Here is a 23,888-nt window from a genome sequence, read left to right on the forward strand (position 1 = left end):
CTAAGTACGTGTCGGCGTCTGTGCTGTGTCCACCCGTTCGACGGCATGCGCTTCGGTGATGTCGACCGCTTCCCACTTGTCGACGAGCCGGTCGATCACCGAGGCCGGCACCGGTTCCGGGCGGGCGCGGTTGCGGGCGTGGATCACGGACTTCGGGGCTTCGAGGCCGATGAGCGTGACTCGAGCGCGGTAGTCGGCGGCCAGGCCGATGCAGCGGTCGCGGAGCTGGCGGGAGATGTTGGTCGCGTTCCAGACGAACCGCTCCCCCGCGCGGAGCAACGTCCGCGCCTCTTCGAAAGCCGCAGCTGCTACGGCGCGTTGATCGCCGTAAGGGGCGATGCCAAGCCGTGAGCGCACGGAGTCGAGACTCACCACCTGCCAACCGGGCCGATTGGCAGCGATCCAGTGGTCCTTACCCACGCCCGGCAGGCCGGACAGCACGGTCACCTCGACGCGCGTGTCGTCATAAGCGGCGTAGTCCGGATCGCGGCCGGGAGTGCGGAAGTACTGGAACCGCGCGTGGTCGGACGGGAAGTCGCGCGGGCGGTCGAGGCAGTCGCGTTCGCGGCAGTACTCCTCGAACAGGGCGATGTTCTCCAGCACGGACTCGGCGTCGCCGCAGATCCGGCCGAGGATGTCGGCGCGGGCCAGTGTCGCCAGGTCGTCGTTGCGGGCGAGCAGGCTCACCCGGAACGCGATGCGGTCGAGGTCGGGTCGTTCCAGCGCCCAGAACGGCACTTGGTGGTGGCGCACCAGCGCGGCGACGTGCTCGCGCCAGGCGATCGGGCGGTCCATCTCCCACAACAGCTTGCGCACCAACAGGTCGCCGGCGCGGGAGTGGCCGTGTGCGGTGACGCGGCCGTCCTCGATCTGGGTGCGGAACGGCTTGGCGACGTCGTGCAGCAACACCGTCGCGAACAAGCGCACCCGATCGAGTTCCGAACGGGCTCGCCACTCCGGCAACGAGACGAGCGCCTCGCAGGCCATCCGGGTGTGCGTGGCGACGTCACCTTCCGCGTGGTGGATCGGATCCTGTGGCACGCCTTCCAGTGCGCGCGCCCACGGGAACACCGAACGGACGGCTTCCCAGGAGAAAGTCCATTGTGGACCAGTTGGACAGAGTTCCTCAAACACCGGACACCACCCGGTTCGGCAGGATCGGGCGGTCCTGCCAGTGGCTGCCCGAGTCCAGCACGGCGGTGAGGAACGTCGGCCGCACCCACTTGTAGCGTTCGACCGTGCGCCCGTCCTCCTCCACCTTGATGTAGAGGCCTTCCATGTGGTCGTCGGAATCTGTTTCCGCGACAACGGTTTCCGGGTCCTGGCCCACGGCAACGGCCGCCTCGACGAGCACGTCACGCCAGCCGGGCGTGCGGCACGTGGACGGGCCGATCAGCGAGGTCAGGTCCGTCAGCTTGCGCAGCGGGCCCTCGTGCAGCACCGGCACGGACACCACCGGCGTTCCTTCGAGCACGCGGCGACGTTCCGGTGTGGACAGGAAGTCACCGGTCTCGCGGTCGAGCAGGTCGAACTCGCAGAAGTGGTGCGGCAGCGCGTCGTAGAACACGGTGTGCTTGGCGTACAGCCATTCCCCGTAGAGGACGTAACGCGTGCCGAGCCGCTCCCACAGCACGCTCTGGTGCGTCGCGGCCCACGCCTTCAGCGGCGCGAACTGCCGCTCGCGCGGTCCGCCCGTCAAGAAATGGCCGCGTGACTGCAACTTCAGCGCACCGGCGGAGTCGAAGCTGATGCCCGCGTTGGCACCGTCGAGCTTCTCCTCGACGACCAGGTGCCGTCCCGCGATCACGCGGAACGGCACCTGGTCGAGGTCCTCGTCGCCCGGTTGCAGGCGCGAGCCCTCGAGGTGGGGCGTTCGCGGATACTTGCGCAACATGCCCCGATTTGTAACCCGTCCGAGCGCCCGCTCGCGAACGGTTTACGCCTGACCGACGAACGCGGCCTTGTCCGAGTTGAACGTCGGCTCGAACACGAGCTGCATCTCACCCGGCTCCGCGCCGACGGAATACGCCACCTCGTAGGTGTAGGTCTTGCCGGGCAGCACCGTCGTGTTGTCGACGGTGCTGCTGCAATCTCCGCTGCTGTCGAACACCTTCGAGACCTTCTTCCCGTTGAACTGCGCGTCGTTGCCGAGCGACAGCAGCGCGGTCTCGAACGCGGCGCTCGCGCCGTTGGTGATGGTGACCTTGAACTTCACCGCGCGGGCGATGTCCTGCGGCACCGCGTACTGGCCGGGTGTACACGCGACGGGTGCCGCGACCTCGACCGAGAGGCCGTTCGCCCACGTGTAGCGCTTGCCCCACGTCGGAGGATCGGTGAGCGCTTCCTGTTTCAGGGTTTCGCTCCCGGCGCCCTGGTCGAGGATCTTGTCGAGCTCTTTGACCGCGGCCTGCTGTGCCACCACGGTGAAGACGATCGCCAGGACGCACAGGACGACGCCGATTGCCGCGAGGATCTTGCGCGTGCCGAACAACGCGATGATGCCCAGCACGAGCCCGACGAAGGCCGCGATCGCGGTGAGGTTGTTGAAGATGATGATCGGCGAGCCGACGACACCGACGATCCCGAGGATCAACGCGGTCCAGGCCAGCGCACCGAACCGCGTGGGCTTCGGCGGTGCGACCGGTGGCGGTGCGTAGACGGGCTGCGTCGGATATGTCATCACGGCTCCTGGCGGTTGCGGTGTGTGACCACGACGTCGATTGGTCTGCCTTACCCGTTAGCGCCCGCACTGCGGCGTCACTCGATCGAGTTGCCGATGGCACGTCAGCCGACTTCCGAAGGTAGCGAGATGGCTACGATCCGTACAGGCTGGCACTGGATGCCATCCCCGAAAGGAACCCTGCACATGGCACGACGACTCGTCGGAACCCTGCTCGCGGCGATCGCCGCACTCGGCGTGACGACGGCACCCGCACAGGCCGCCGTCGACTTCACCGGCACCGTGAGGCTCAGCAACTGCTCCGGCTCGCTGGTCCGCTTGCCGAGCTCAACCTCCGCGGACAAGGCGCTCGTGCTCACGAACGGGCACTGCGTCGAACTCATGAAGGCCGGCCAGGTGATCGTCGACCGGACGCTGTCGCGGGCGCGTACCTTCGGCCTGCTCGACGGCTCGGGTTCGGAGATCGCGACGTTGAGGAGCACCAAGCTCCTCTACGCGACGATGACCGGCACCGACGCCGCGCTGTACCAGCTCGACACGACGTACGGGCAGATCCAGCAGCAGCACGGCAGCCGTGCGCTGGAACTGTCGGCCTCGCACCCCGTGGCGAAGACGGAGATCCGTGTCGTCTCCGGCTACTGGAAGCGGATCTACTCCTGCCAGATCGACGGCTTCGTGAACCAGCTCAAGGAAGCCGACTGGACCTGGCGTGACTCGCTGCGCTACACGTCGTCCTGCAACACCATCGGCGGCACTTCGGGTTCGCCGATCATCGACAACGTCAGCGGCAAGGTCGTCGGTGTCAACAACACCGGCAACGAAAGCGGCGGCCGCTGCACGATGAACAACCCGTGCGAGGTCGACGCCAACGGCAAGGTCACCGTCCGCAAGGGCATCAACTACGGCCAGCAGACGTTCGACTTCGTGTCCTGCTTCGGCCCCGGCACGGCGCTGGATCTGTCGCTGCCCGGCTGCAAGGTCGCGAAGCCGTAGACACGACGAAAGCCGGGGCGCCCCTGCAGCGCCCCGGCTTTCCGCTTTCACTACCGCGCCGCGCGGACGATCAGGTCGGCGACGGTCTCCGGGTGGGACACGGCCACCGAGTGCGAGGCGCTGCCGACCTCGACGACGGCTCGGGCGTGGGCGCGCTCGGCCATCCACTTCTGCGCCGCGACCGGGATGTTCTTGTCCTTGCCCGCCACCACGAAGTACGACGGGATGGTGCGCCACGCGGGCTCGCCGGCGCCTTCGGTCAGCGCGCTGTCGTTGACCGGTCGCTGTGTCGCCGCCGCGATGGTCGCGTCCTTGCGGGAGAGGTCGGCCGCGAACTGCTGCCAGTACTTGTCCTGCTGGATCGCGAAATCCTTGGTGCCGTCACCGAGATCGATGATCTGCAGCGTGTCGCCCAGCGTGCCGCCGGGGAACTTGTTCGACAGCTCGAGCGCGCTCTCGCCCTTCTCCGGGGCGAACGCCGCAACGTAGACGAGCGACTTCACGTTCGGGTTGCCCAACGCCGCCTGTGACTCGACCATGCCGCCGTAGGAGTGTCCGGCGAGAACGATCGGGCCGTCGATCGAGGCGAGCACCTTGCGCAGGTAGTTGGCGTCGTAGCTGAGGCCGCGCAACGGGTTCGCGACCGCGACGACCGGGAAGCCCTTGCGCTGTAGGCGTTCCACGACACCGTTCCAGCTGGACGCGTCGGCGAACGCGCCGTGCACGAGCACGATGGTCGGCTTCTTGACGCCGGACTTCTCGGCGTCGTCCGCGGCACCGGCACCCGACGGAACAGAAGCAGCCAGGGCCAGCAGGGCACCGAGAAGGACGAACACCTTACGAACTCGCATTGGTCTCTCACTCTCTCGTCAGGCACCGCGGTGGCGGTGCATCGCGCTCGATTGGATCGTGCACGATGTAAATTACCCGACGAGATACCTCGCGCGCGACGTGTTTCAGGCCACTAACGCTCGGCGCCGTGCTTGACCCGGTGCAGGGCCTTCCTCAGGACGGCGATCTCCTCATTGGTCATGCCGAGTGCCTCGCCGAGGCGGTTGGTCATCTCGGCACCGATCCACCGCAGGTCACGCCCCTTGTCGGTGAGCTGGACGAGCACCGAGCGTTCGTCGTCTGGGTGCGTGACGCGGACCAGCAGGCCGCTCTTCTCGAGCCGTTTGATCAACGGTGACAGCGTGCTGTACTCGAGGTCGAGCTCCTGGACGAGCTCCCGGATCGGCCGTGAGTCCCGCTCCCACAGCAGGAGCATCACCAGGAACTGCGGGTAGGTGATGCCGGCCTTGTCCAGGATCGGGCGGTAGAAGCCCGTGACCGCTCGCGACGTCGTGTACAGGTCGAAGCAGAGCAGGTCTGCCACGGTGGGGGTGGCGGCGGACGGCGCGTCGGGAGTGGTGCTCACGGGCTTCAGGCTACTCGGGACGAACCGGTCGAGCGGCGAGATCGGTTACACCGCGTCGCCGGACGGTTCGGGCCAGGCGAGCACGGGGGTGGGGCGGACGACGAGGTTGAACACGTCGGCCAGGCCATACGGGGCGTAGACGCGCCACCGGTCGTCGCGGTCGGTGCGGATGCCGAGACAACACGTTGTGGCCGCGAAAGAGTCGATGGCCGCTTCGGTGGACGGATAGGGCTCGCAGGGAACTGCCGAAGTAGTCGGAATACCAGAGGTGCACGCGGGCCTCGTTGCGGATCTCGATCTCGACCGGCAGGTCGCCAAGGCGTGCACGCCCGCCTGAATGACCTCGTTCTCGGCGTTCCAGCCGAGGTCGGAGTCGTCGAAGCAGAACAGGTCGTAGTCCCTGATGCCCTGCCGGCGGAGAAGCGCCTCGACCTGGGCGTCCAGGGCCAGTCGGCCGATCTGCACGCCAGCGGGCTCTACGACCAGGGCTCGTCCAGAGCCGACGCCTCGTCGCCTGCCGCGCGCAGCTCGTCGCGCACCACCCGGTACGCGAGCCCTTCCGCGTAACCCTTGCGCGCCAACGCCCCCACGAGACGGCGGATCTTCACCGTCTCGTCCACACCGGACATCGTGCGCAGGCGTTTGCGGACCAGCTCGCGCGCCTTCTCCTCCTCGGCCTCGCCGTCGACCGCGGCGACCGCTTCGGCCACCAGCTCGTCGGCGACGCCCTTGCGGCGCAACTCCATGGCCAGGGCGCGGCGGCCCAGGCCGCTGTAGTTGTGCCGCGACTGCACCCACATCTCGGCGAACTGGGCGTCGTCGATCAGGCCGGCGCGGTCGAACTTGCCGAGGACGGTCTCGGCCACGCCGGGGCTGATTCCCTTGCGCAGCAACGCCTCGTTCAGCTCGTGCCGGGATCGGGCGCGAGCGGTGAGCAGCGCGTAGCAGATGTCGCGTGCTTTGCGCTGCTCCTCAGCCTCGTCCAATCTCGCGCCCTCTTAGAACTCGACCGGCGCGGCGGGAGCCGACTCGTCGGCGTCGAGGGTGGCGCCGATGCCGAGCTTGTCCTTGATGCGCTTCTCGATCTCGTTGGCGATGTCCGGGTTGTCGCGCAGGAACTTCCGCGCGTTCTCCTTGCCCTGGCCGAGCTGGTCGCCCTCGTAGGTGTACCAGGCGCCGGACTTGCGCAGGATGCCCTGGTCGACGCCCATGTCGATGAGCGAGCCCTCACGCGAGACGCCCTGGCCGTAGAGGATGTCGAACTCGGCCTGCTTGAAGGGCGGCGCGACCTTGTTCTTCACGACCTTGACCCTGGTGCGGTTGCCGACGGGCTCGCCGCCGTCCTTCAGGGTCTCGATGCGGCGGACGTCCAGACGCACGGAGGCGTAGAACTTCAGCGCCTTACCACCGGTCGTGGTCTCCGGGGAGCCGAACATCACGCCGATCTTCTCGCGCAGCTGGTTGATGAAGATCGCGGTCGTGTTGGACGCGTTGAGCGCACCGGTGATCTTGCGCAGCGCCTGGCTCATCAGGCGGGCCTGCAGACCGACGTGGTTGTCGCCCATCTCGCCCTCGATCTCGGCGCGCGGCACGAGGGCGGCGACCGAGTCGATGACCAGGATGTCGAGCGCACCGGAGCGGACCAGCATGTCCGCGATCTCGAGCGCCTGCTCACCGGTGTCGGGCTGGGACACCAGCAGCGCGTCGGTGTCGACGCCCAGCTTCTTCGCGTACTCGGGGTCGAGCGCGTGCTCCGCGTCGATGAACGCCGCGATGCCACCGGCCTTCTGCGCGTTCGCGACGGCGTGCAGCGCCACGGTCGTCTTACCCGAAGACTCCGGACCGTAGATCTCGACCACGCGCCCCTTGGGCAGGCCGCCGATGCCGAGCGCCACGTCCAGCGCGATCGCGCCGGTCGGGATCACCTCGATCGGCGCGCGGCCCTCTTCGCCGAGGCGCATCACCGAGCCCTTGCCGAACTGCTTGTCGATCTGCGCCAGGGCCAGCTCGAGCGCCTTGTCCCGGTCGGGTGCTGCGGGTGCCATCTTGGGTCCACCTTTTGTCGTCTGCCGTTGCTTCGTCATGTTGGACCTGACGCTACTGGCGGGGTCTGACAATTTTGCGAAGCCGGGGTCGGAGCCACTCTAGCCGAACACGTGTTCGAGCACACGCGACACTCCGAACAGCCAGCTCAGCGACGATTTCCGGGAACTTCGAACGCGTCGCAGACCGCGATCCAGACCTCCTTGGCGCCGATCCCGGCCTCCAGCGCCTGGTCCGCGGTGCGGCCGCCGAGGGACGACAGCACGTGGTCGTGGGCGATCATCTCGGCCCTGACCTGGCCGAACTCCCCTGCCATGAGTTTGCGGAACATGGTGATGCGCACCGGAAGACACTAACGAACGGGCCTGCGCAGCGATGCGAAGAGGCACACGATCAGCAGCGGCAGCGCTGTGCACCCGACGATCAGCCCGAGCACGCCGTACGACCATGTCGTCACGACGATCCCGGACACTGCACCACCAACGGCCCCACCGACGTTCATCAGCAGATCGGACAGCCCCTGCGCGGCCGGCCTGTCCTCGACCCGCACCGACTCGGTCAGCAACGCGGACCCCGACACCAGCCCCGCCGACCAGCCGAAGCCGAGCACCGCGAGGCCCGCGGCGAGTTGCGGAGCGTCGTGAGACGGCGCCATCCCCGCGATCGCGGACGCCGCCACCACAAGCGACGCGCCGATCGCGAGCACCGGCACCCGTCCCAGCCGGTCCGCCATCCACCCGAACAACGGGCTCGCGGCGTACATCGCGGCGACGTGCAGGCTGATCACGACGCCGACCACGCGCAACGACGACCCGGCGTGGTTCATGTGCACCGGCGTCATCGACATCAGCCCGACCATCGCCGTGTGGCACAACATCACTCCAACGAGTGCAAGTCGAGCCATCGACCCGAGCGATCCCCAGATCTTCAGGCCACCGGGCGTGCCACCGCCGGAACAGTGCTGGGATTCAACCGGTCGAGTGCTTTTCACGACGACCAGCGGGTCCGGCCGCAGCCCGAACTGGATCACCAGCACCGCCGCGCCGAGGACAAGAGCGGCGAGCAGGAACGGTCCCGAACCCACCGGCAGGCCGAGGGAAGCGGCCATCCGCCCGGCGGGATCCGCGAGGTTGGGACCGATGATCGCGCCGATCATCGCCGCCCACACCACACGGGAGAGCTCACGCGCACGACGTTGCGGATCCGCCAGATCCGTTGCGGCATAACGGGCCGCGTAGTTCGCGCTGGACGCCCCTCCGAACAGGAGGAGTCCCACCAACAACATCTGCCACAACCCGGCGCTCACGGCGACAGCGGCCACCAACGCACCGAGCGCGCCCATGCCGTAGCCGAGGATGAGCGCGGGACGACGCCCACGCCGTTGCGCGAGACGGGCACCGGGCAGGGCGAGCAACGCGGCACCGGCGACGGCCGCGGTCTGCGCGAACCCGCCGACGGCATCGGACCCGGACAACGACGCGGCGATCAACGTGCTGATCGCGAGGCCGATCGTCACCGCGGCCGCCCCCAGGACCTGGGTGCCGGTCAGCACACGAACGACCTTGCGCTGCACGCGTTCGACCTGCGGCGCGACGGTCACCATGATCGCGATGGTGGCACGCTCGGACGGCACACCGACAGGTCCATCAGTGGCGCTTACTCACCCGGCTGAACGGACTTCTCGAAGAAGTCGGCGATTTCGTCCGGCTTGAGCTCGTCGGCGTTCTCCGCGGCGGTCTTGGTGAGGATGCCGAACATGGGACGGCTCTTGGCGGTGAACACCAGCACGCCGGTGCCGCTCGACGTCGCCGCGCGGTAGTTGCCCTCCAGGCCGTTGCCGGTCCAGTCGGCCTCGACGTGGTCGGTCTGGAACGACTTCGCGATGGCGGCGGCGTTGTTCTCGGCGCCGGTGACGCTGTCGGTGAGGATGTACTGGACCGCGTAGCCGTCACGGATCGTGCAGCTCACGACCGTGCCCTTGATCTCCTCCATGCCGGTGATCTGCGCGGAGTCGGCCTTCTCGCAGCCACCGCCGTCCGGCACGTGGCCCGCGAGCTGGCGCAGGCACTTCGTGAAGCCCTGGCCGTCCTGGGTGGTGTCGTCCTTGCACTGGTCCGCGCTGGGCAGGTCCGGTCCGGAGAACGCGAACACCGCGCCGATGACCACGGCCAGCGCCACCACCGCGCCGCCGATGCCGAGGAGGACCTTCTTGTTGTCCTTCTTCGGCGCCTGCTGCGGGAAGTTCATCGGGTAGTTGCCGCTGACGTTCGGGTTCACCGGGTACGGCGACGTCAGCTGGTAGGTGCCGCTCGCCGAGTACGGCCCGCTCACGTTCGGGTTCGGATACGAGCCGCTGATCACCGGGTTCGGGCCGCTGACGTTCGGGTTGACCTGGTGCGGGCCGCTCACGGCCGGGCTGACCGGCGTCGTCACCACCGTGGGCGGTTCGACGAACTTGGGCTTGTCGTCCTCGGCCTTCAACGTGATCGTCGCGCGGTCCACGACCTGGGCGCCGGACGCGACGATCGTCTCCGGGTGGTCGGGGTTGGTCGGGACGATGCCGACCTTCTCCGCGATGACCTGCGCGACCAGCGGCATCCGGCAGGAGCCGCCGACGAGGTAGACGTGCTCGGGCGTGACGCCCGCCTTGCGCACGGTGGAGATGAGGAGCTCGGCGCTGCGGATCAGGCTCGGCCGGATCAGCGCCTCCAGCTCGCCGCGCGTGACGACGACCTTCTCGAACGGCTCCGGCATCATCACCTCGACCTGAGGCAGCTCGGAGAGGTCCTCCTTGGCGAGGCGCAGCTCCTCGCGCAGGCCGAGGCGGGCGCGGTGGTCGTCCACGGTGGCCGGGCGCAGCAGCCGCTGCCAGCCTGCCGGGTCCTTGTGGGAGACCGAGCGGCCGATGTGCTCGAGCAGCGCCTGGTCGACGTCGAGGCCACCGACGTCGCCGAGGCTGCCGTCGGCGAGGATGCGGTGCTGGGAGTCGAGCACGGAGACGTCGAACGTGTCGGCCCCGAAGTCGTAGACCGCGAGCGGGCGGCCACCGCCGAGCGATGCCACCGCGATGGCCTCAGGGACCGGCACGAGCTCACCGGTCATGCCCGCGAGCCTGGCCGAGGACAGCAGCTTGTTGCGCCTGGTCGGGCCCCATTCGGCGGGGTGCGTCAGCCGGATCTCGTCGAGCTGGCCGCCACCGAGCAACGGCGTGACAGCCTCCATCACACGCGCGTAGATGGCCGCGATCGCGTCGTTGACCGGCAGGGTCGTCTCGCCGAGCTTGATCGTCACGTCGTCGATGTGCCGCTTGGGGTTCGGCTCGTAGCGCGACGGGTCCTGGCGCGAGCGCCGCTCCGCTTCTCTGCCGACGTGCAGGGTGCCATCCTCGTCGAGGTAGACGGACGAGGGCATGGTGGGCCCTCCGTCCAGATCCACCACACCGTGGTCGGACAGCACCGCAACCGTGTTGGCGGTGCCCAGGTCGACGGACAGGACGCGCACCGTGCTCCCCTCGAAGGACGTACGGAGGTGATCGTGCCACAGCGGCCTTCGGCGGGTGCCCGGACCTGCGCAATCAGAAATTGTCAGACCCCGGCGTCATGATGGTCGCCATGGACGTGATGAAGGCTTTCTCACCGGCGACCAGGCAGTGGTTCGCCGGAGCCTTCGCCGCGCCCACCCAGGCGCAGACGGGTGCGTGGGCGGCCGCGGCGGCTGGCGAACACGCGCTGGTCATCGCCCCGACGGGCTCGGGCAAGACGCTGGCCGCGTTCCTGTGGGCACTGGACCGGCTGGCTTCTTCCCGGACGCCCGCGGAGCCGAAACGACGGTGCCGGGTGCTTTACGTGTCGCCGCTGAAAGCGCTGGCGGTCGACGTCGAACGAAATCTGCGCGCGCCGCTGGCCGGCATTCGGCAGGCCGCGCACCGGCTGAACCTCACCGAGCCGTCGATCACCGTGGGCATGAGGACCGGCGACACCTCTCCGGAGGAACGGCGGGCGTTCGGGCGCACTCCCCCCGACGTGCTGGTGACGACTCCGGAGTCGTTGTTCCTGCTGCTCACGTCGTCGGCGCGCGAGTCGTTGCGCGGCGTGGAGACGGTGATCGTCGACGAGGTGCACGCGGTGGCAGGCACCAAACGCGGCGCTCACATGGCGTTGTCGCTCGAACGGCTGGACGCGCTGCTGGACCAGCCCGCCCAGCGGATCGGCCTCTCCGCGACGGTGCGTCCGGTCGAGGAGATCAGCACGTTCCTCGCCGGCGGTCGCCCGGTGTCGGTGGTGCAGCCGAAGACGCCGAAGACCATCCAGGTCGAGGTGGAGGTGCCGGTCGAGGACATGTCGCTGCTCGGCCAGCCCACGGGTGAGGTGTCGGGCTCGGCGGCAGGAGCCGAGCAGCGCACCTCCATCTGGCCGTCGGTCGAGGCACGGGTGCTCGAACTGGTGCGGGCACACCGGTCGACGATCGTCTTCGCCAACTCGCGGCGGCTCGCGGAACGGCTGACCGCGCGCCTGAACGAGCTCGCGGAAGAAGCCGCAGAACTGGAGTCGTTCCCGGCCGAGGCGATCGGGCAGTCGGGTCTGACCGTCCAGAAGACGGCGTCCGTGGCCCGTGCGCACCACGGGTCGATGTCGCGGGAGCAGCGCACCGCGGTCGAGGAAGACCTGAAGTCGGGGCGGCTGCCGTGCGTGGTGGCGACGTCGTCGCTGGAGCTCGGCATCGACATGGGCTCGGTCGACCTGGTGGTGCAGGTCGAGGCGCCGCCGTCGGTCGCCTCTGGTCTGCAGCGCGTCGGGCGCGCGGGGCACCAGGTCGGCGCGGTGTCGCGGGGCGTGATGTTCCCGAAGTTCCGCGGCGACCTGGTGTCGTGCGCGGTGGTGGCGGAACGGATGCAGAACGGCGCGATCGAGGCCGTGAAGTTCCCGCGCAACCCGCTGGACGTGCTGGCCCAGCACATCGTCGCGATGGTGGCGATGGAGACGTGGACGGTCGAGGAGCTGACGGCGCTGGTGCGGCGAGCGGCGCCGTTCGCCGGTCTGCCCGACTCGGCGCTGCACGCCGTGCTGGACATGCTGTCGGGCCGGTATCCGTCCGAGGAGTTCGGTGAGCTGCGGCCGCGGATCACCTGGGACAGGGTGAACTCCGAGCTGCGCGGCCGTCCCGGCTCGCAACGGCTCGCGGTCACGTCCGGCGGCACGATCCCCGACCGCGGGCTGTTCGCGGTGATGACGCCGCCGTCGGACAACGGCCCCGGTTCGCGCGTCGGCGAGCTCGACGAGGAGATGGTCTACGAGTCCCGCGTCGGCGACACGTTCCTGCTGGGCACGTCGTCGTGGCGGGTCGAGGACATCACCCACGATCGGGTGATCGTGGTGCCGGCGCCGGGTCAGCCCGCGCGCATGCCGTTCTGGAAGGGCGACGCGCCGGGCCGTCCGCTGGAACTCGGCCGCGCGATGGGCAGGTTCCTCCGCGAAGTGTCCACAATGGAGGATTCGGCCGCGCGCGAACGGGCCGCTTCCGCCGGTCTGGACGAGTGGGCGACGGACAACCTGCTCGCGTACCTCGGCGAGCAGCGGGAGGCGACGCGGCACGTCCCGAACGACAGAACCGTTCTCGTGGAACGGTTCCGCGACGAGCTCGGCGACTGGCGGCTCGTGGTGCACTCGCCGTTCGGTGCCCAGGTCAACGCGCCGTGGGCCCTCGCGATCGCCGCACGGCTGCGCGAACGCCGTGGTGTCGAGGTGCAGGCGGCGCACTCCGACGACGGCATCGTGCTGCGGTTGCCCGACGCTTTGGACTACGAGGGCATGGAGGTCACGGCGGGCGCCGAGGACGTGCTGCTCGATCCCGACGAGGTGGAGCAGATCGTCGTGGCCGAGGTGGGCGGTTCGGCGTTGTTCGCGGCCCGGTTCCGCGAGTGCGCCGCCCGGTCGCTGCTGCTGCCCCGGCGTGATCCGAAACGGCGCACCCCGTTGTGGCAGCAGCGGCAGCGCTCGGCCCAGCTGCTGTCGGTGGCGGCGAAGTACGAGCGGTTCCCGGTGGTCCTGGAGGCGATGCGCGAGTGCCTGCAGGACGTCTACGACGTGCCAGGTCTGCGCGAGCTGATGTCGGACGTCCGCGCACGCCGAGTCCGCGTGGTCGAGGTGGAGACACCGTCGCCGTCGCCGTTCGCGCGCAGCCTGCTCTTCGGCTACGTGGGCATGTTCCTCTACGAGCTGGATGCTCCTCTGGCGGAACGCCGCGCGGCGGCGCTGTCGTTGGACTCGACGCTGCTCGCGGAACTGCTCGGCTCGGAGGCGATCCGGGAGCTGCTCGACCCGGAGGTCGTGGCCGAGGTCGAACGCAGCCTGCAACGCCTGACAGAAGACCGCCGCCCGCGCCACGCCGAGGACACCGCGGACCTGTTGCGGTTCCTGGGAGATCTCTCCGACGCGGAGGCTCTCGACCGAGGTGTGCCCCGCGAGTGGCTGGACGAGCTGGTGGCTCAGCGCCGCGCGATCCGCGTGCGGATCGCCGGTGAGGAACGCACGATCGCGATCGAGGACGCGGGCCGGGTCCGGGACGCGCTCGGCGTGGCCTTGCCGGTCGGCGTCCCGGAGGCGTTCACCGAACCGGTGGCCGATCCGCTGGGCGACCTGCTGAGCCGCTACGCGCGCACCCACGGCCCGTTCGCGGCCACGGAACCGGCGGCGCGCTTCGGCCTGGGCGTGGCCGTGGTGACGGGTGTCCTGGAACGGATGGCCGCCACAGGCAGGCTGGTGCGCGGTGAGCTCCGGCCCGGCGGCACCCACACCGAGTACTGCGACGCGGACGTGCTCCGCCGCCTGCGCCGTGCGTCGCTGGCCCGCCTGCGTTCGGAGGTGGAGCCGGTCGAACCGGCGGCGCTGGGCCGGTTCCTCCCTGCGTGGCACGGCCTCGGCCGCCGGCTGCGGTCGGCGCCGACGGTCGACGACGTGTTCTCGGTCGTGGAACAGCTCGCGGGAGCGCCACTTCCCGCGAGTGCGCTGGAATCCCTGCTGCTGCCGTCCCGCCTGCCCGGCTACTACCCGGCGTTGCTGGACGAGCTGACCGCGTCCGGTGAGGTGACGTGGACCGGCTGCGGTGCTCTGGCCGGTGGCGACGGTTGGATCGCCCTGGCTCCGACGGATGTGGCGGACCTGCTGCTGCCTGATCTGGTACCGGACTCGATCCCTGAGTCGCCGCTGCACACGGCAGTGCTGGAAACGCTCTCCGGTGGTGCGTTGTTCTTCCGGCAGGTGGTCGATCGCGTCTCGCTGTCGGTGGAGTGCACGGACGCCGAAGTCGTCGGCGCGTTGTGGGATCTGGTGTGGGCGGGCCTGATCACCAACGACACCTTGTCTCCGTTGCGCGCCTTGGTATCCGGCGGCGGCGCGGCCCACAAACCTCGCCGCAGCGCACCGCGTGGTCGCTATGCGCGGCTGCGTGCCGCGCGTCCGGACATGCCGTCGCGCACGGGTCCGCCGACAGCCGCGGGCCGCTGGTCGCTCGCGGTGAGCCCGGCGGAGGACCCGACTCGGCGGGCGCACGCCCGAGCCGAGGCGTTCCTGGAACGCCACGGCGTGCTGACCCGTGGTGCGCTCGACACCGAACGCGTGACGGGTGGGTTCAGCGGCGTCTACAAGGTGCTTCGGGCGATGGAGGAGTCGGGCCAGGTGATCCGCGGCTACGTCGTCGAAGGGCTGGGCGCCGCCCAGTTCGCGGCACGAGGCGCGGTGGACCGGCTGCGGGCGTTGTCCCGTCCGCCCGGCCAACCGGCGCAGGACGACCGGGCGGCCGTGGTGCTCGCCGCGGCCGACCCGGCTCAGCCGTACGGTGCCGCGTTGCCGTGGCCGGACCCGTTGGGCGAAGGCAAGCACCGTCCGGCGCGCAAGGCGGGTGCGTTGGCGGTGCTGGTCGACGGCAGCCCGGCACTGTACGTCGAGCGGGGCGGTAAGTCCCTGCTTTCGTTCACCGACGACGACCCGACGCTGCGCACCGCCGCGAACGCGTTGAGCCGGGCGGTCCGGGACGGCTGGCTGGTTCAGCTGGCCGTTCAGCGGGCCGACGGCGAGGTCGCGCTGACCTCCCATCTCGCGACGGTGCTGCAGGAAGCCGGTTTCCGCGCCACACCGAAGGGACTGCGCTTGAGAGCTTGATCAAGCCGGGAAGAGTGAGCTGTAGGCGTTCAGGGCGGGCTGGCCGCCGAGATGGGCGTAGAGGACCGTGGAGTCGCGGTCGATCTCGCCCGACGACACGAGGTGGATGAGCCCTGCCAGCGACTTCCCCTCGTAGACGGGGTCGGTGATCATGCCTTCGAGCCGGGCGCCGAGCCGCATGGCGTCCACAGTGGACTCATCGGCGATGCCGTAGGTGCCGGCGTGGAAGCGGTCGTCGAGGAGGATGTTCTCTTCGGACACCGTGACCTCGCGGAGCTTGGCGGTGTTGTGGGCGATGCGGGTGATCTGGTCGAGGGTCTCGGCGGGTTTGGCTGACGCGTCGATGCCCAGCACGCGACGGTTGGTGTCGTTCGCGAAACCGGCGACCATGCCCGCCTGGGTGCTGCCGGTGACCGAGCAGACGATGATGGTGTCGAAGAAGACGCCGAGCTGGGCTTCCTGCTGGCGGACCTCGTCTGCCCAGCTCGCGAAGCCCAGGCCGCCCAGCGGGTGGTCGGAGGCGCCGGCCGGGATCGGGTAGGGCTTGCCGCCGGACGCGCGGACGTCCTCGATGGCCTGTTCCCAGGCGGGTTTGATGCCGATGCCGAACTCGGCGTTCACCAGGCGGACGTCGGCTCCCATCATGCGGCTGAGCAGGATGTTGCCCACCCGGTCACTGCCCACGTCGGTCCAGTCGACCCAGCTCTCCTGCACCAGCACGGCTTTCAGACCCGCACGCGCCGCGGCGGCCGCGACCTGACGGGTGTGGTTGGACTGGATGCCGCCGATCGACACGAGGGTGTCGCAGCCGGTGGCGAGCGCGTCGGCGACGAGGTACTCGAGTTTGCGGGTCTTGTTGCCGCCGTAGGCGAGGCCGGAGTTGCAGTCCTCGCGCTTCGCCCAGACAGAGGCGCCGCCGAGGTGCGTGGACAGGCGATCCAGGCGGTGGACCGGCGAGGGTCCGAAGAGGAGCGGGAACCTGTTCATAGTTCCTCCCGAAGCGTGTTCCAGTTCTTGTCGACCAGGGTGGAGGCCAGCACGTAGTCGCCTTGCTCGCACGCCTCGATGATCTGCTCGTGCTGCGTCACGGAGTGGCGGGCGTGCGGCGACGAGAAGCGGCTGTGCTCGAGCCTGCGGATGAGCGGGGTGTAGCGGTCGATGGTCGCGGCGATCGCGAAGTTGTTGCAGCGGTGGACGGCCACCGCGTGGAACTCGTCGTCGGCGGCCAACGCGGCGTCGGCGTCGTTGGCGTCGAGCGCCTTCTTGAAGGCCTTGTTCGCGGCACGCATGGCGGCGATGTCCTCGGCCGTGATCGATTGCGACTGCACGATCATGCCGGTGGCGAGGGAGTGCATCGACTGCACTACGACGAGAGCGTCGAGCACCGGCTCCGCTTCCAGCGCGGTGACACGGGTGTACGCGTGCGGCTTGGTCTCGACCAGGCCCTCGTCGGCCAGCGTGGCGAGCGCTTCGCGCACCGGGGTCCGGGAGAGGCCGAGCTTCTCGGCCAGTTCGATGTCCTTGATGGCCGTGCCCGGTTCGAGGTCGCCGCGCACGATTGCCGACCTGATCTCCGCGGCCGCCCGCTCCTTCAGCGACCCATATCCAATATATTGCATATCGGTGAGAGTAGGGCGGTGGCCCGGTGATCGCAACCTAGGCTGGATGGCATGGCAGTACGCGATATCCGATATTTCGGCGACCCCGTGCTGATGAGCCGCGCCGACCCGGTGACGCGGTTCGACCGCAACCTCGAAGCGTTGATCACCGACCTGCTCGACACCGTCAAGCCGGACGGGCGGGCGGGGCTCGCGGCGCCGCAGATCGGCGTGGGGCTGCGGGCGTTCAGCTACGACGTTCCGAGCGAGAACGGCCGCCGGCTCGGATACGTGATCAATCCGGAGATCGTCGAGCTGTCCGAGGAAACCCAGGACAGCGACGAGGGATGCCTGTCAGTTCCAGGGCTCTGGTATCCGACGGTGCGCGCACGGGAAGCCGTGGTGCGCGGTGTGGATCTGCGCAACGAGCCGGTGATCGTGCGCGGGACCGGATTGCTGGCGCGATGCCTGCAACACGAGACCGATCATCTCAACGGGAAGCTGTACCTGTCCCGGCTCACGCCCGAACTGCGACGCAAGGCGTTGCGCGCGGCACGGGAGTCGGAGTGGTTCTGGGCGAGCTAGCTAGACGGGGAGCTCGCGGCCGAGCACCGCGAACGGCCGCGGGTCGCCGGTGAACTGGTAGTGCCGCAACACGTCCACGAAACCGACGCGGCGGTAGAGCTTCCACGCCTTGCTCGGGCCTTCCGGCGTGGACAGCAGCACGCGGGACGACGACACGCCCTCCAAGAGGCGGCGCAACAGGTCCTCGCCCAGGCCACGACCCTGCGCGCGCGGCAGCACGTGGAGCTCGGTCAGCTCGAAGTAGTCGGTGAGCCAGTGCTCGACCACAGCGGGCGACGCGACGGCCATCAGCCCGCGCCGCACCTGTTCGTGCCACCACTGCCCGGCGGCGCCGCGGTAGCCGTAGCCGATGCCGACGAGTTCGTCCTGTTCCCCCAGGGCCACGACGCAGCGCCAGTCCTCGCGCATCATGTGCGCGAGCCACATCGGAGCGCGCTGCTCGACGGTGCCGGGCGGGTAGTTCATCGCGGTCACGTACAGCGCGAGCGCTTCGCCCAGCCGGACGTTCAGCTCGGAAGCGGTCATCTCGACGATGCGCTCCAGGCGCGGCGACGCCGTCATGACGACACCACCGCCACACGCCCACCCGTCAGTGCCACCAGATCGGCGAAGGTCGTGGGGTACACGGCGTGCGGATGTCCCGCGGCCGCCCAGATCTCCTCGTAGCCTGCCAACGCCTCGTCCACCACCGTCTCGATCGGCGCGGGGTGCCCGACCGGCGACACGCCACCGATCACCTGGCCCGTGTGCTCGCGCACGAACTCCGGGTCGGCGCGCTTCACCGCGTCCGCGCCGACGAGCTCGGCCACCAGTGCCGTGTCCGCCCGGTGCGCGCCCGAGGTCAGGACCAGCAGCGGGGTCGCCACGCCGTCGCGCACGGCGGCGAACAGCAGGCTGTTCGCGATCGCGCCCACCTGTACGCCCACCGCCTCGGCCGCGGCCGCCGCGGTCCGCACGGCGTCCGGCAGCACGACGATGCGTTCGGCGGTGGCGGGTGGCAGGGCTTCCGCGACTTTGCGGATTCCGGGGTGTTCGAGCGCACTCACGTAACCATCAGACCACGACTGGCCACCACGTGGTGGGGCGGGTTGAGGAATCCATCGGCCGGGAGCTACGCTGGGAGAGACTCGAACATGTGTTCGAGTCTCACCATGCCTCGGAGGTGGGGTGGGGGAAGCACCCCACCTCCGAGAGCCGCCGGCTTCCCCTCGGCGGAGACGTCGTTCACCGACGCCACGAGGAGGCCGAGATGACAGCTGAGATTTCGAATCCGGCGGACTTCCCCCTCCCCTTGCCACCCGCGTCCGCGCTCGCGCTGCTGCAGCAGGCCCGCGACTCGCTCGCAGAGTCGGAGCGCACGCCGGAGCCACCGGAGCGGTTCGCCACCGCCTACCTCGCCGCGTTGCGTGCTGCAGCCGCGGTGCTCGCGTTGCGGGGACGACCCCATCGCGGACGTTCGAAGCCGACCAGCGCGTGGGTGCTGCTCGCAGCGATCGCGCCGGAAATGCAGGAGTGGGCTGCTTTCTTCGCGTCGTGGTCGTCGACGCGGGCCGCTGTGCTCGCGGGCATCACCCGGCACGTCACCGCCCGCACGGCCGACGACCTGGTGCGCCAGACCGATCAGTTCGTCACTCTCGTCGACCGCGTCATGAACGAGGCGAGTCGGTGAACTCTCTCGAAGTACTGCGTCGTGAGGCCGAACTGCTCGCCATGTCCGCGATCGGCCAGCCGCCGCACAAGGGTGTGCCCGCGTGTCCGGGACTCAATCTCGGCGAGACCGTGCGGCACGTCGGCAGCGGCTACCGCATCGCGCTGGAGTGGATCAGGCTCGGCCGCAAGCCGGAAGCCGGGGAATGGCAGGAGTTTCCCGCGGACGGCGAGGACCCGTTGGACTTCATGCGTTCGGGTGCGGAGGCCGTGTTCGAGGAACTGGGCGCGCACGAGGAGAACGAACCGTGCGCGACGTGGTGGCCGGTGCAGCAGAACTACGCGTTCTGGCGGCGACGGCTCGCGCACGAGACCACGTTGCACCGCATGGACATCCAGGGCGCAGCGGGGATGCAGGTCGGCGCGGTCACCGACGAGGTGGCGACCGACGGTGTCGACGAGGTGCTCACGTTGTGGTTGGGACACAAGCTGGACGTGCTCGGGGTGCGGGGGTCGCGGGACGGGCTGGTCGCCATTCGCGTGGAGGACGAGGTGTGGCTCACGCGTTGCGGTCCGCACGGCGCGTCGGCGTGGCGCGTCGTCGACCCGGAGGACGCCCACGTCGCCGACGCACAGGTGTCGGCGCCTCCGATGACGATGTACCGCTGGCTGTGGGGACGCCTGCCGGACCGGATGGTCGACGTGATCGGCGACCACGACGCGATCGCGCAGCTCTGGGCGCTACTGCGGCTAGCGACCAAGTAGCACCGACGCGGTTTCCGCACCCGTTGCCGACAACAGCCGGTAACGGGTGCGGCGGCCGTCGAACTCCAGCAGTGCCACGGAGTTCCCGAAGTGCGGGCCGCTGGTCTTGCGCCAGTGCACCAGGTCCTTCGGCACACCGGCGAGAGTCGCGAGACCGCGGAACACCCACGCCGCGACGCGCGACCAGGACAGCCGGAAGATCGGCAGGAACACGTTCGGCGGCTCGTTGTGCACGGGCGAGCAGACGAGCTGCGTGACGGTCGCCTTGGTGGGCGCGGGGAACTCGGCTTCGGCGACGTAGCTGTGGTGGACGTCGCCGGAGAGGACGCACACCGTTGCGGCGCCGTTGTTCGCGGCCTTCTCGATCATGCGGGTGAGCCGGTCGAACGACTCGCGGAACGCCGGCCAGTGCTCGAGGTCGGCCGCCTGCCTGATCTTCTCGGCCGCCCGCCCCTGCCAGCCCTTCTTGCGCGCGCCGATCTCGTTGAGGGACTGGAAGTGGCTGAGCGAGTGCGGCATCAGCCACGGCAGTGACGAACCGATCAGCAGGTGGTCGTAGTCGCCTTCGGCGTTGCGTTCGAGCCACTCGAACTCCTCGTCGCTGACCATCTTCCGCACGTCGTTCCCGAGGATGCGGCCGCAGCGCGTGTCGACCATGAGCAGCCTGGTGCGTCCGAAGTCGCGGCGGTAGCTCCACCACGTGGACTTGCGGCCCTGGTTTTCCTTGTCCGCTTCCTCCGCGAACTCCTCCAGCAACGGCAGCACGTCCGTGCCCTGGGCCTTCACCTTGGCGTACAAGGGATCCCTGCCGAGCTCGTCCGGGCCCAGATTGCCAAGGTGCTGGTACACCCAGTAGGAGGAGATGGCGCCGCGGATCCTGTCGCGCCACCAGAGTTTGCCTTCCATCTCCTTGCGCCACACGGCAGACGTGTTCCAGTCGTCGCGCACGTCGTGGTCGTCGAAGATCATCGACGTCGGCACGACCGACAGCAGCCAGCGGATCTCGGGGTCGCCCCAGGTCTCGTGGTAGAGGTGGGCGTACTCGGCGAAGTGCACGACCTCGCCATCGGGTTCCCGCGTGCCGTGGCGGTGTTCGCGCAGCCATTGCTTGGTGGCTTCGGTGGGTTCGTCGGCGTAGACCTGGTCTCCCAACAGGATCAGCGCCTGCGGCCACTCCTGCTCGGGGACGCCCATGAGCCGTTGCGCGAACGCGTCGAGCGCGTCGGGACCCACTGGCTGGCTCGGCGCGGCGCGGCACGACCCGAAGGCGATCCGGCGGACCTCGCCCGTGCGGATCACGGGTTTCGGGAACCGGCTGCCGGGTTCCGGCCAGACGATCTCCTGGTTCAGGCGGACGTCGTACTCCGTGCGCGGCCCCAGGTTCTCCAGTCTGACGAGGGCGAAGTGCTGCTTCCCGACCTGGAACGTGCGCGCGGTGTGCCCCGCGATCGTGACCTCGCAGGAGGCGTCCGTCTCGACCCACACGGTCGCGGACGTCTCGTTCACATGCCTGAGGAGCGGTCCGAGCACCAGCTTCGCCACCCGCGAGACAGTACCCTCGCACGAGTGGAAATCACGTTCGACGCAGCCGATCCTCCCGCGCTGGCCGCGTTCTGGTCCGAGTTCGCCGGCGACGAGATCGAGCTGACGTTCGTGTGGAGCGACGCCCCGAAGATCGAGAAGAACCGGGTGCACATCGATCTCGCCTCGTCGTCGGCCGAGCACCAGGCGGACATCGTGGCGCGCGCACTGAAGCTCGGCGCCGAACACGCCGACATCGGGCAACGCGGCGTGCCGTGGGTCGTGTTGCGTGACCCGCAGGGCAACGAGTTCTGCGTCCTGGAACCCCGACCCGAGTACACCGGGGCGATCGCGGCCGTCGTCGTCGACTCCCCGGATCCGCTGGCTTCGGCCCAGGCGACCGGGCATCCGGTCGTGCGCAGCGGTGACGGGTGGGCTTCGGTGCGGCCGGAGCCAGGCCCGTGGCTCGAGTTCGTACGGACCGACGACTCCGAGCCGATCACGAACCGCGTCCGCGTCCGGTGGGCCGACCCGCGCTGATCCCGTCGGTCGGGCTGTGGGGGGCGTGGCAGCACTGGAGCACGGGCGCGTCCAGGCAGCAGGTCGTACTGAAGGGCATGCCGCTCGCGTAGTGGGGCGGGCAAAGCCGCTCAGTTCCTGGCGGGACTCGTCGTGCTGGTGGACCTCACATGCGTTGGTTCGGCCTGCTCGCCACCTGACATCCAATATCCCATATATCAGTTATGCAAAATACGTTTGCGGACGTCCGCAAACGTATTTTGCATAACGGGGCGTTGACGCAGGTCAGAGGGTTGCGACGCGGAGGTGGGTCAGAGAGCCGCCAACCGTTCACGCAAGGTGTCGAGGCCCATCGAGCCCATCTCCAGGGCGTCCTTGTGGAAGCGCTTGAGATCGAAGTCGGCGCCCTTGCGGGCCCGTGCGTCCTCGCGGGCGGCGAGCCAGAGGCGCTCGCCGAGCTTGTACGCCGGTGCCTGGCCCGGCCAGCCGAGGTACCGGTCGACCTCGTCGCGGGCGGCCGCCGGCTCCTGCAGCGTCCTCGTCAGCATGAACTCGAGGCCCAGCTCCGGGGTCCAGCGCTCGCCTGGGTGGAAGCCGGTCCCGGCTGGGATCTCCAGCTCCAGGTGCATGCCGATGTCGATGATCACGCGGGCCGCGCGGAACAGGTGCGCGTCGAGCATGCCGAGCAGGTCGCCGTCGTCGTCGAGGTAGCCGAGCTCGCGCATCAGGCGCTCCGAGTAGAGCGCCCACCCCTCGCCGTGGCCGGAGACCCAGCACATCAGGCGCTGGAAGTCGTTGAGCGTCTTCGACTGGTACACCGCCGTCGCGCACTGGAGGTGATGGCCCGGCACGCCCTCGTGGTAGACGGTCGAGGTCTCGCGCCAGGTCGGGAACACCGTCTTGCCCTCGGCGATCGACCACCACATGCGGCCTGGGCGCGAGAAATCGGCGGTCGGTGGCGTGTAGTACGCACCGACGCCACCGCCGGGCGGGGCGATCTTGCACTCGAGGTTCATCAGCGCGTCCGGCAGGTCGAAGTGCACGTCGCGCAGGTCGAGCAGGGCCTTGTCGGACAGCTCCTGCATCCACGCCTGCAGGCCGTCCTGGCCGTGGACCTGGTAGCGCGGGTGCTCGTCGAGGTAGGCGGCCGTCTCCGCCAGCGAGGCGCCCGGCTTCAACCGTGCCGCGACCTCCTTCATCTCGGCCTCAATGCCGAGGAACTCCTCCCAGCCCCACGCGTAGGCCTCGGCCAGGTCGAGCCGCGAGCCGGTGAAGTAGCGCGAACCGAGGCGGTAGCGCTCCTCGCCGACGGCGTCCTTCTCGGGCGCCTGCGGGGCGAGCGTCGTGCGCAGGAAGGAGGCGAAGTCGGCGTACGCGGCCGAAGCGGCGGCGGCACCGGTGTCCAGCGAGGAACGCAGCGCGCCCTCGGCATTGGACGAGGCGACGAACGAGGTGAAGAACGTCGAAGCCCAGACGTCGCACTGTGCGGCGACCTTGGTCACCTGGCGCAGCGCGGAAACGTGGCCACGGGAGGCGGCGTGTGAGAGAGAAGCGCGCAGACCTTCCAGAGCGGCGGGCACAGCGGAAAGACGACGCCCGATCGTGGCCCACTGTTCCGGCGTGTCGGTCGGCATCTGGTCGAAGATGTCGCGGATCGACTGGATCGGGCTGGCGATCACGTTCAACGACGACTCGGACTGCCCGGCCTCGTAGAGCTCGTGCTCGAGACCCGTTCGTTCCAGGAAAACGGCGCGTGCCGCGTCTTCGGAAGCATCCGCGGGGTCGGCGGCGGCGATGTCGGCCAGAGCGCGGACGGCGAGTTCGTCGCGTGCCGCGTGCCCTTCCGGCGAGAAGTCCGTCAGCTGGTCGTCGGATCCCGCGAAGCCCAGGTTGGTGGCGGTGATGGGGTCGAGCGCCACGTAGTCGCTGACGTACTTGTTGCTGATGTCGTGCACGGATGCCAT

Annotated in this window: 23 protein-coding genes; 6 read left to right on the forward strand and 17 right to left on the reverse strand. The window is 69.2% G+C overall.

All coding sequences use genetic code 11. The features are described 5' to 3' along the window. The 3 genes from JOD27_RS29055 to JOD27_RS29065 form a co-directional block, all read right to left on the reverse strand. Complete coding sequence (locus tag JOD27_RS29055) at positions 1-1,041, reverse strand: AAA family ATPase (protein WP_204765469.1); 1,041 nt, start codon at positions 1,039-1,041, stop codon at positions 1-3. An 85-nt stretch (positions 1,042-1,126) separates the two neighbouring features. Beyond that, complete coding sequence (locus JOD27_RS29060) at positions 1,127-1,894, reverse strand: RNA ligase family protein (protein ID WP_204765470.1); 768 nt, start codon at positions 1,892-1,894, stop codon at positions 1,127-1,129. Positions 1,895-1,936: 42 nt separating this feature from the next. After that, entirely contained in the window at positions 1,937-2,680 is a 744-nt protein-coding gene (locus tag JOD27_RS29065; protein WP_204765471.1) for a hypothetical protein, read from the reverse strand. Positions 2,681-2,866: 186 nt separating this feature from the next. Here JOD27_RS29065 and JOD27_RS29070 point away from each other — a divergent pair, with 186 nt between their 5' ends. After that, complete coding sequence (locus tag JOD27_RS29070) at positions 2,867-3,673, forward strand: S1 family peptidase (RefSeq protein WP_204765472.1); 807 nt, start codon at positions 2,867-2,869, stop codon at positions 3,671-3,673. 50 nt (positions 3,674-3,723) lie between these two features. On the opposite strand, the gene JOD27_RS29075 is transcribed toward JOD27_RS29070, so the two are convergent. The 8 genes from JOD27_RS29075 to JOD27_RS29110 all read right to left on the reverse strand — a co-directional run bounded on the left by JOD27_RS29075 (position 3,724) and on the right by JOD27_RS29110 (position 10,634). Continuing rightward, positions 3,724-4,524, reverse strand: coding sequence for an alpha/beta fold hydrolase (locus tag JOD27_RS29075; RefSeq protein WP_204765473.1), 801 nt, complete (start codon positions 4,522-4,524; stop codon positions 3,724-3,726). Positions 4,525-4,637: 113 nt separating this feature from the next. Further along, the gene (locus JOD27_RS29080) at positions 4,638-5,090 is read right to left on the reverse strand and encodes a MarR family winged helix-turn-helix transcriptional regulator (protein ID WP_307830387.1); all 453 of its coding nucleotides are present in this window, start codon (positions 5,088-5,090) and stop codon (positions 4,638-4,640) included. 45 nt (positions 5,091-5,135) lie between these two features. Further along, positions 5,136-5,555 carry a nucleotidyltransferase family protein gene (locus JOD27_RS29085; RefSeq protein ID WP_204765474.1) on the reverse strand — a complete coding sequence of 140 codons (420 nt, stop codon included), beginning with the start codon at positions 5,553-5,555 and terminating at the stop codon, positions 5,136-5,138. An 11-nt stretch (positions 5,556-5,566) separates the two neighbouring features. Beyond that, positions 5,567-6,076, reverse strand: coding sequence for a regulatory protein RecX (locus JOD27_RS29090; protein WP_204765475.1), 510 nt, complete (start codon positions 6,074-6,076; stop codon positions 5,567-5,569). Positions 6,077-6,088: 12 nt separating this feature from the next. Beyond that, a complete protein-coding gene (gene recA, locus JOD27_RS29095) occupies positions 6,089-7,135 on the reverse strand; it encodes a recombinase RecA (protein ID WP_204765476.1) in 1,047 nt (348 codons plus the stop codon). Positions 7,136-7,281: 146 nt separating this feature from the next. After that, positions 7,282-7,476: a DUF3046 domain-containing protein gene (locus JOD27_RS29100; protein WP_204765477.1), complete on the reverse strand. Its 195-nt coding sequence runs from the start codon at positions 7,474-7,476 to the stop codon at positions 7,282-7,284. Positions 7,477-7,485: 9 nt separating this feature from the next. After that, positions 7,486-8,766 carry an MFS transporter gene (locus tag JOD27_RS29105; protein ID WP_307830388.1) on the reverse strand — a complete coding sequence of 427 codons (1,281 nt, stop codon included), beginning with the start codon at positions 8,764-8,766 and terminating at the stop codon, positions 7,486-7,488. A gap of 23 nt (positions 8,767-8,789) precedes the next feature. Next, a complete protein-coding gene (locus JOD27_RS29110; RefSeq protein ID WP_204765478.1) occupies positions 8,790-10,634 on the reverse strand; it encodes an Hsp70 family protein in 1,845 nt (614 codons plus the stop codon). 110 nt (positions 10,635-10,744) lie between these two features. Here JOD27_RS29110 and JOD27_RS29115 point away from each other — a divergent pair, with 110 nt between their 5' ends. Further along, positions 10,745-15,289 (forward strand): ATP-dependent helicase, encoded by a 4,545-nt coding sequence (locus JOD27_RS29115; RefSeq protein ID WP_204765479.1) that lies wholly within the window; start codon positions 10,745-10,747, stop codon positions 15,287-15,289. Here the strand turns inward: JOD27_RS29115 and JOD27_RS29120 are convergent, their stop codons facing one another. Next, positions 15,290-16,276, reverse strand: a complete 987-nt coding sequence (locus tag JOD27_RS29120) for a 1-aminocyclopropane-1-carboxylate deaminase (RefSeq protein ID WP_204765480.1) — start codon at positions 16,274-16,276, stop codon at positions 15,290-15,292. Next, a complete protein-coding gene (locus JOD27_RS29125; protein WP_204765481.1) occupies positions 16,273-16,908 on the reverse strand; it encodes a GntR family transcriptional regulator in 636 nt (211 codons plus the stop codon). Before JOD27_RS29125 ends, JOD27_RS29120 begins: the two co-directional genes overlap by 4 nt. 51 nt (positions 16,909-16,959) lie before the next feature. Here JOD27_RS29125 and def point away from each other — a divergent pair, with 51 nt between their 5' ends. After that, entirely contained in the window at positions 16,960-17,472 is a 513-nt protein-coding gene (gene def, locus JOD27_RS29130; RefSeq protein WP_204765482.1) for a peptide deformylase, read from the forward strand. Here def and JOD27_RS29135 read toward each other — a convergent pair whose 3' ends face one another. Beyond that, positions 17,473-18,033: a GNAT family N-acetyltransferase gene (locus JOD27_RS29135; protein ID WP_204765483.1), complete on the reverse strand. Its 561-nt coding sequence runs from the start codon at positions 18,031-18,033 to the stop codon at positions 17,473-17,475. It lies immediately after the preceding gene. Continuing rightward, positions 18,030-18,518 (reverse strand): YbaK/EbsC family protein, encoded by a 489-nt coding sequence (locus JOD27_RS29140; protein ID WP_204765484.1) that lies wholly within the window; start codon positions 18,516-18,518, stop codon positions 18,030-18,032. The genes JOD27_RS29135 and JOD27_RS29140 overlap by 4 nt, the downstream gene beginning before the upstream one ends. A 203-nt stretch (positions 18,519-18,721) precedes the next feature. Between JOD27_RS29140 and JOD27_RS29145 the strand changes: the two genes are divergently transcribed. Next, complete coding sequence (locus JOD27_RS29145) at positions 18,722-19,141, forward strand: SAV_6107 family HEPN domain-containing protein (protein WP_204765485.1); 420 nt, start codon at positions 18,722-18,724, stop codon at positions 19,139-19,141. Beyond that, positions 19,138-19,884: a maleylpyruvate isomerase N-terminal domain-containing protein gene (locus JOD27_RS29150; protein ID WP_307830389.1), complete on the forward strand. Its 747-nt coding sequence runs from the start codon at positions 19,138-19,140 to the stop codon at positions 19,882-19,884. Before JOD27_RS29145 ends, JOD27_RS29150 begins: the two co-directional genes overlap by 4 nt. On the opposite strand, the gene JOD27_RS29155 is transcribed toward JOD27_RS29150, so the two are convergent. Further along, positions 19,870-21,426, reverse strand: coding sequence for an alkaline phosphatase D family protein (locus tag JOD27_RS29155; RefSeq protein ID WP_204765486.1), 1,557 nt, complete (start codon positions 21,424-21,426; stop codon positions 19,870-19,872). The genes JOD27_RS29150 and JOD27_RS29155 overlap by 15 nt on opposite strands. 24 nt (positions 21,427-21,450) lie before the next feature. Here JOD27_RS29155 and JOD27_RS29160 point away from each other — a divergent pair, with 24 nt between their 5' ends. Beyond that, positions 21,451-21,945, forward strand: a complete 495-nt coding sequence (locus JOD27_RS29160; protein ID WP_307830390.1) for a VOC family protein — start codon at positions 21,451-21,453, stop codon at positions 21,943-21,945. Between the two features lie 290 nt (positions 21,946-22,235). On the opposite strand, the gene JOD27_RS29165 is transcribed toward JOD27_RS29160, so the two are convergent. Beyond that, the gene (locus JOD27_RS29165; protein ID WP_204765488.1) at positions 22,236-23,888 is read right to left on the reverse strand and encodes a DUF885 domain-containing protein; all 1,653 of its coding nucleotides are present in this window, start codon (positions 23,886-23,888) and stop codon (positions 22,236-22,238) included.

The sequence above is a fragment of the Lentzea nigeriaca genome, from assembly GCF_016907955.1.
In the GTDB taxonomy this organism is placed as follows: Bacteria; Actinomycetota; Actinomycetes; order Mycobacteriales; family Pseudonocardiaceae; genus Lentzea; species Lentzea nigeriaca.

What these genes read in the sequence shown, in the direction of transcription:
- JOD27_RS29060 (WP_204765470.1), bottom strand. Translation starts at nt 1,894, where the DNA reads ATGTTGCGCAAGTATCCGCGAACGCCCCACCTCGAGGGCTCGCGCCTG.
- JOD27_RS29065 (WP_204765471.1), bottom strand. Translation starts at nt 2,680, where the DNA reads ATGACATATCCGACGCAGCCCGTCTACGCACCGCCACCGGTCGCACCG.
- JOD27_RS29070 (WP_204765472.1), top strand. Translation starts at nt 2,867, where the DNA reads ATGGCACGACGACTCGTCGGAACCCTGCTCGCGGCGATCGCCGCACTC.
- JOD27_RS29075 (WP_204765473.1), bottom strand. Translation starts at nt 4,524, where the DNA reads ATGCGAGTTCGTAAGGTGTTCGTCCTTCTCGGTGCCCTGCTGGCCCTG.
- recA (WP_204765476.1), bottom strand. Translation starts at nt 7,135, where the DNA reads ATGGCACCCGCAGCACCCGACCGGGACAAGGCGCTCGAGCTGGCCCTG.
- JOD27_RS29115 (WP_204765479.1), top strand. Translation starts at nt 10,745, where the DNA reads ATGGACGTGATGAAGGCTTTCTCACCGGCGACCAGGCAGTGGTTCGCC.
- JOD27_RS29120 (WP_204765480.1), bottom strand. Translation starts at nt 16,276, where the DNA reads ATGAACAGGTTCCCGCTCCTCTTCGGACCCTCGCCGGTCCACCGCCTG.
- JOD27_RS29125 (WP_204765481.1), bottom strand. Translation starts at nt 16,908, where the DNA reads ATGCAATATATTGGATATGGGTCGCTGAAGGAGCGGGCGGCCGCGGAG.
- def (WP_204765482.1), top strand. Translation starts at nt 16,960, where the DNA reads ATGGCAGTACGCGATATCCGATATTTCGGCGACCCCGTGCTGATGAGC.
- JOD27_RS29135 (WP_204765483.1), bottom strand. Translation starts at nt 18,033, where the DNA reads ATGACGGCGTCGCCGCGCCTGGAGCGCATCGTCGAGATGACCGCTTCC.
- JOD27_RS29145 (WP_204765485.1), top strand. Translation starts at nt 18,722, where the DNA reads ATGACAGCTGAGATTTCGAATCCGGCGGACTTCCCCCTCCCCTTGCCA.
- JOD27_RS29165 (WP_204765488.1), bottom strand. Translation starts at nt 23,888, where the DNA reads ATGGCATCCGTGCACGACATCAGCAACAAGTACGTCAGCGACTACGTG.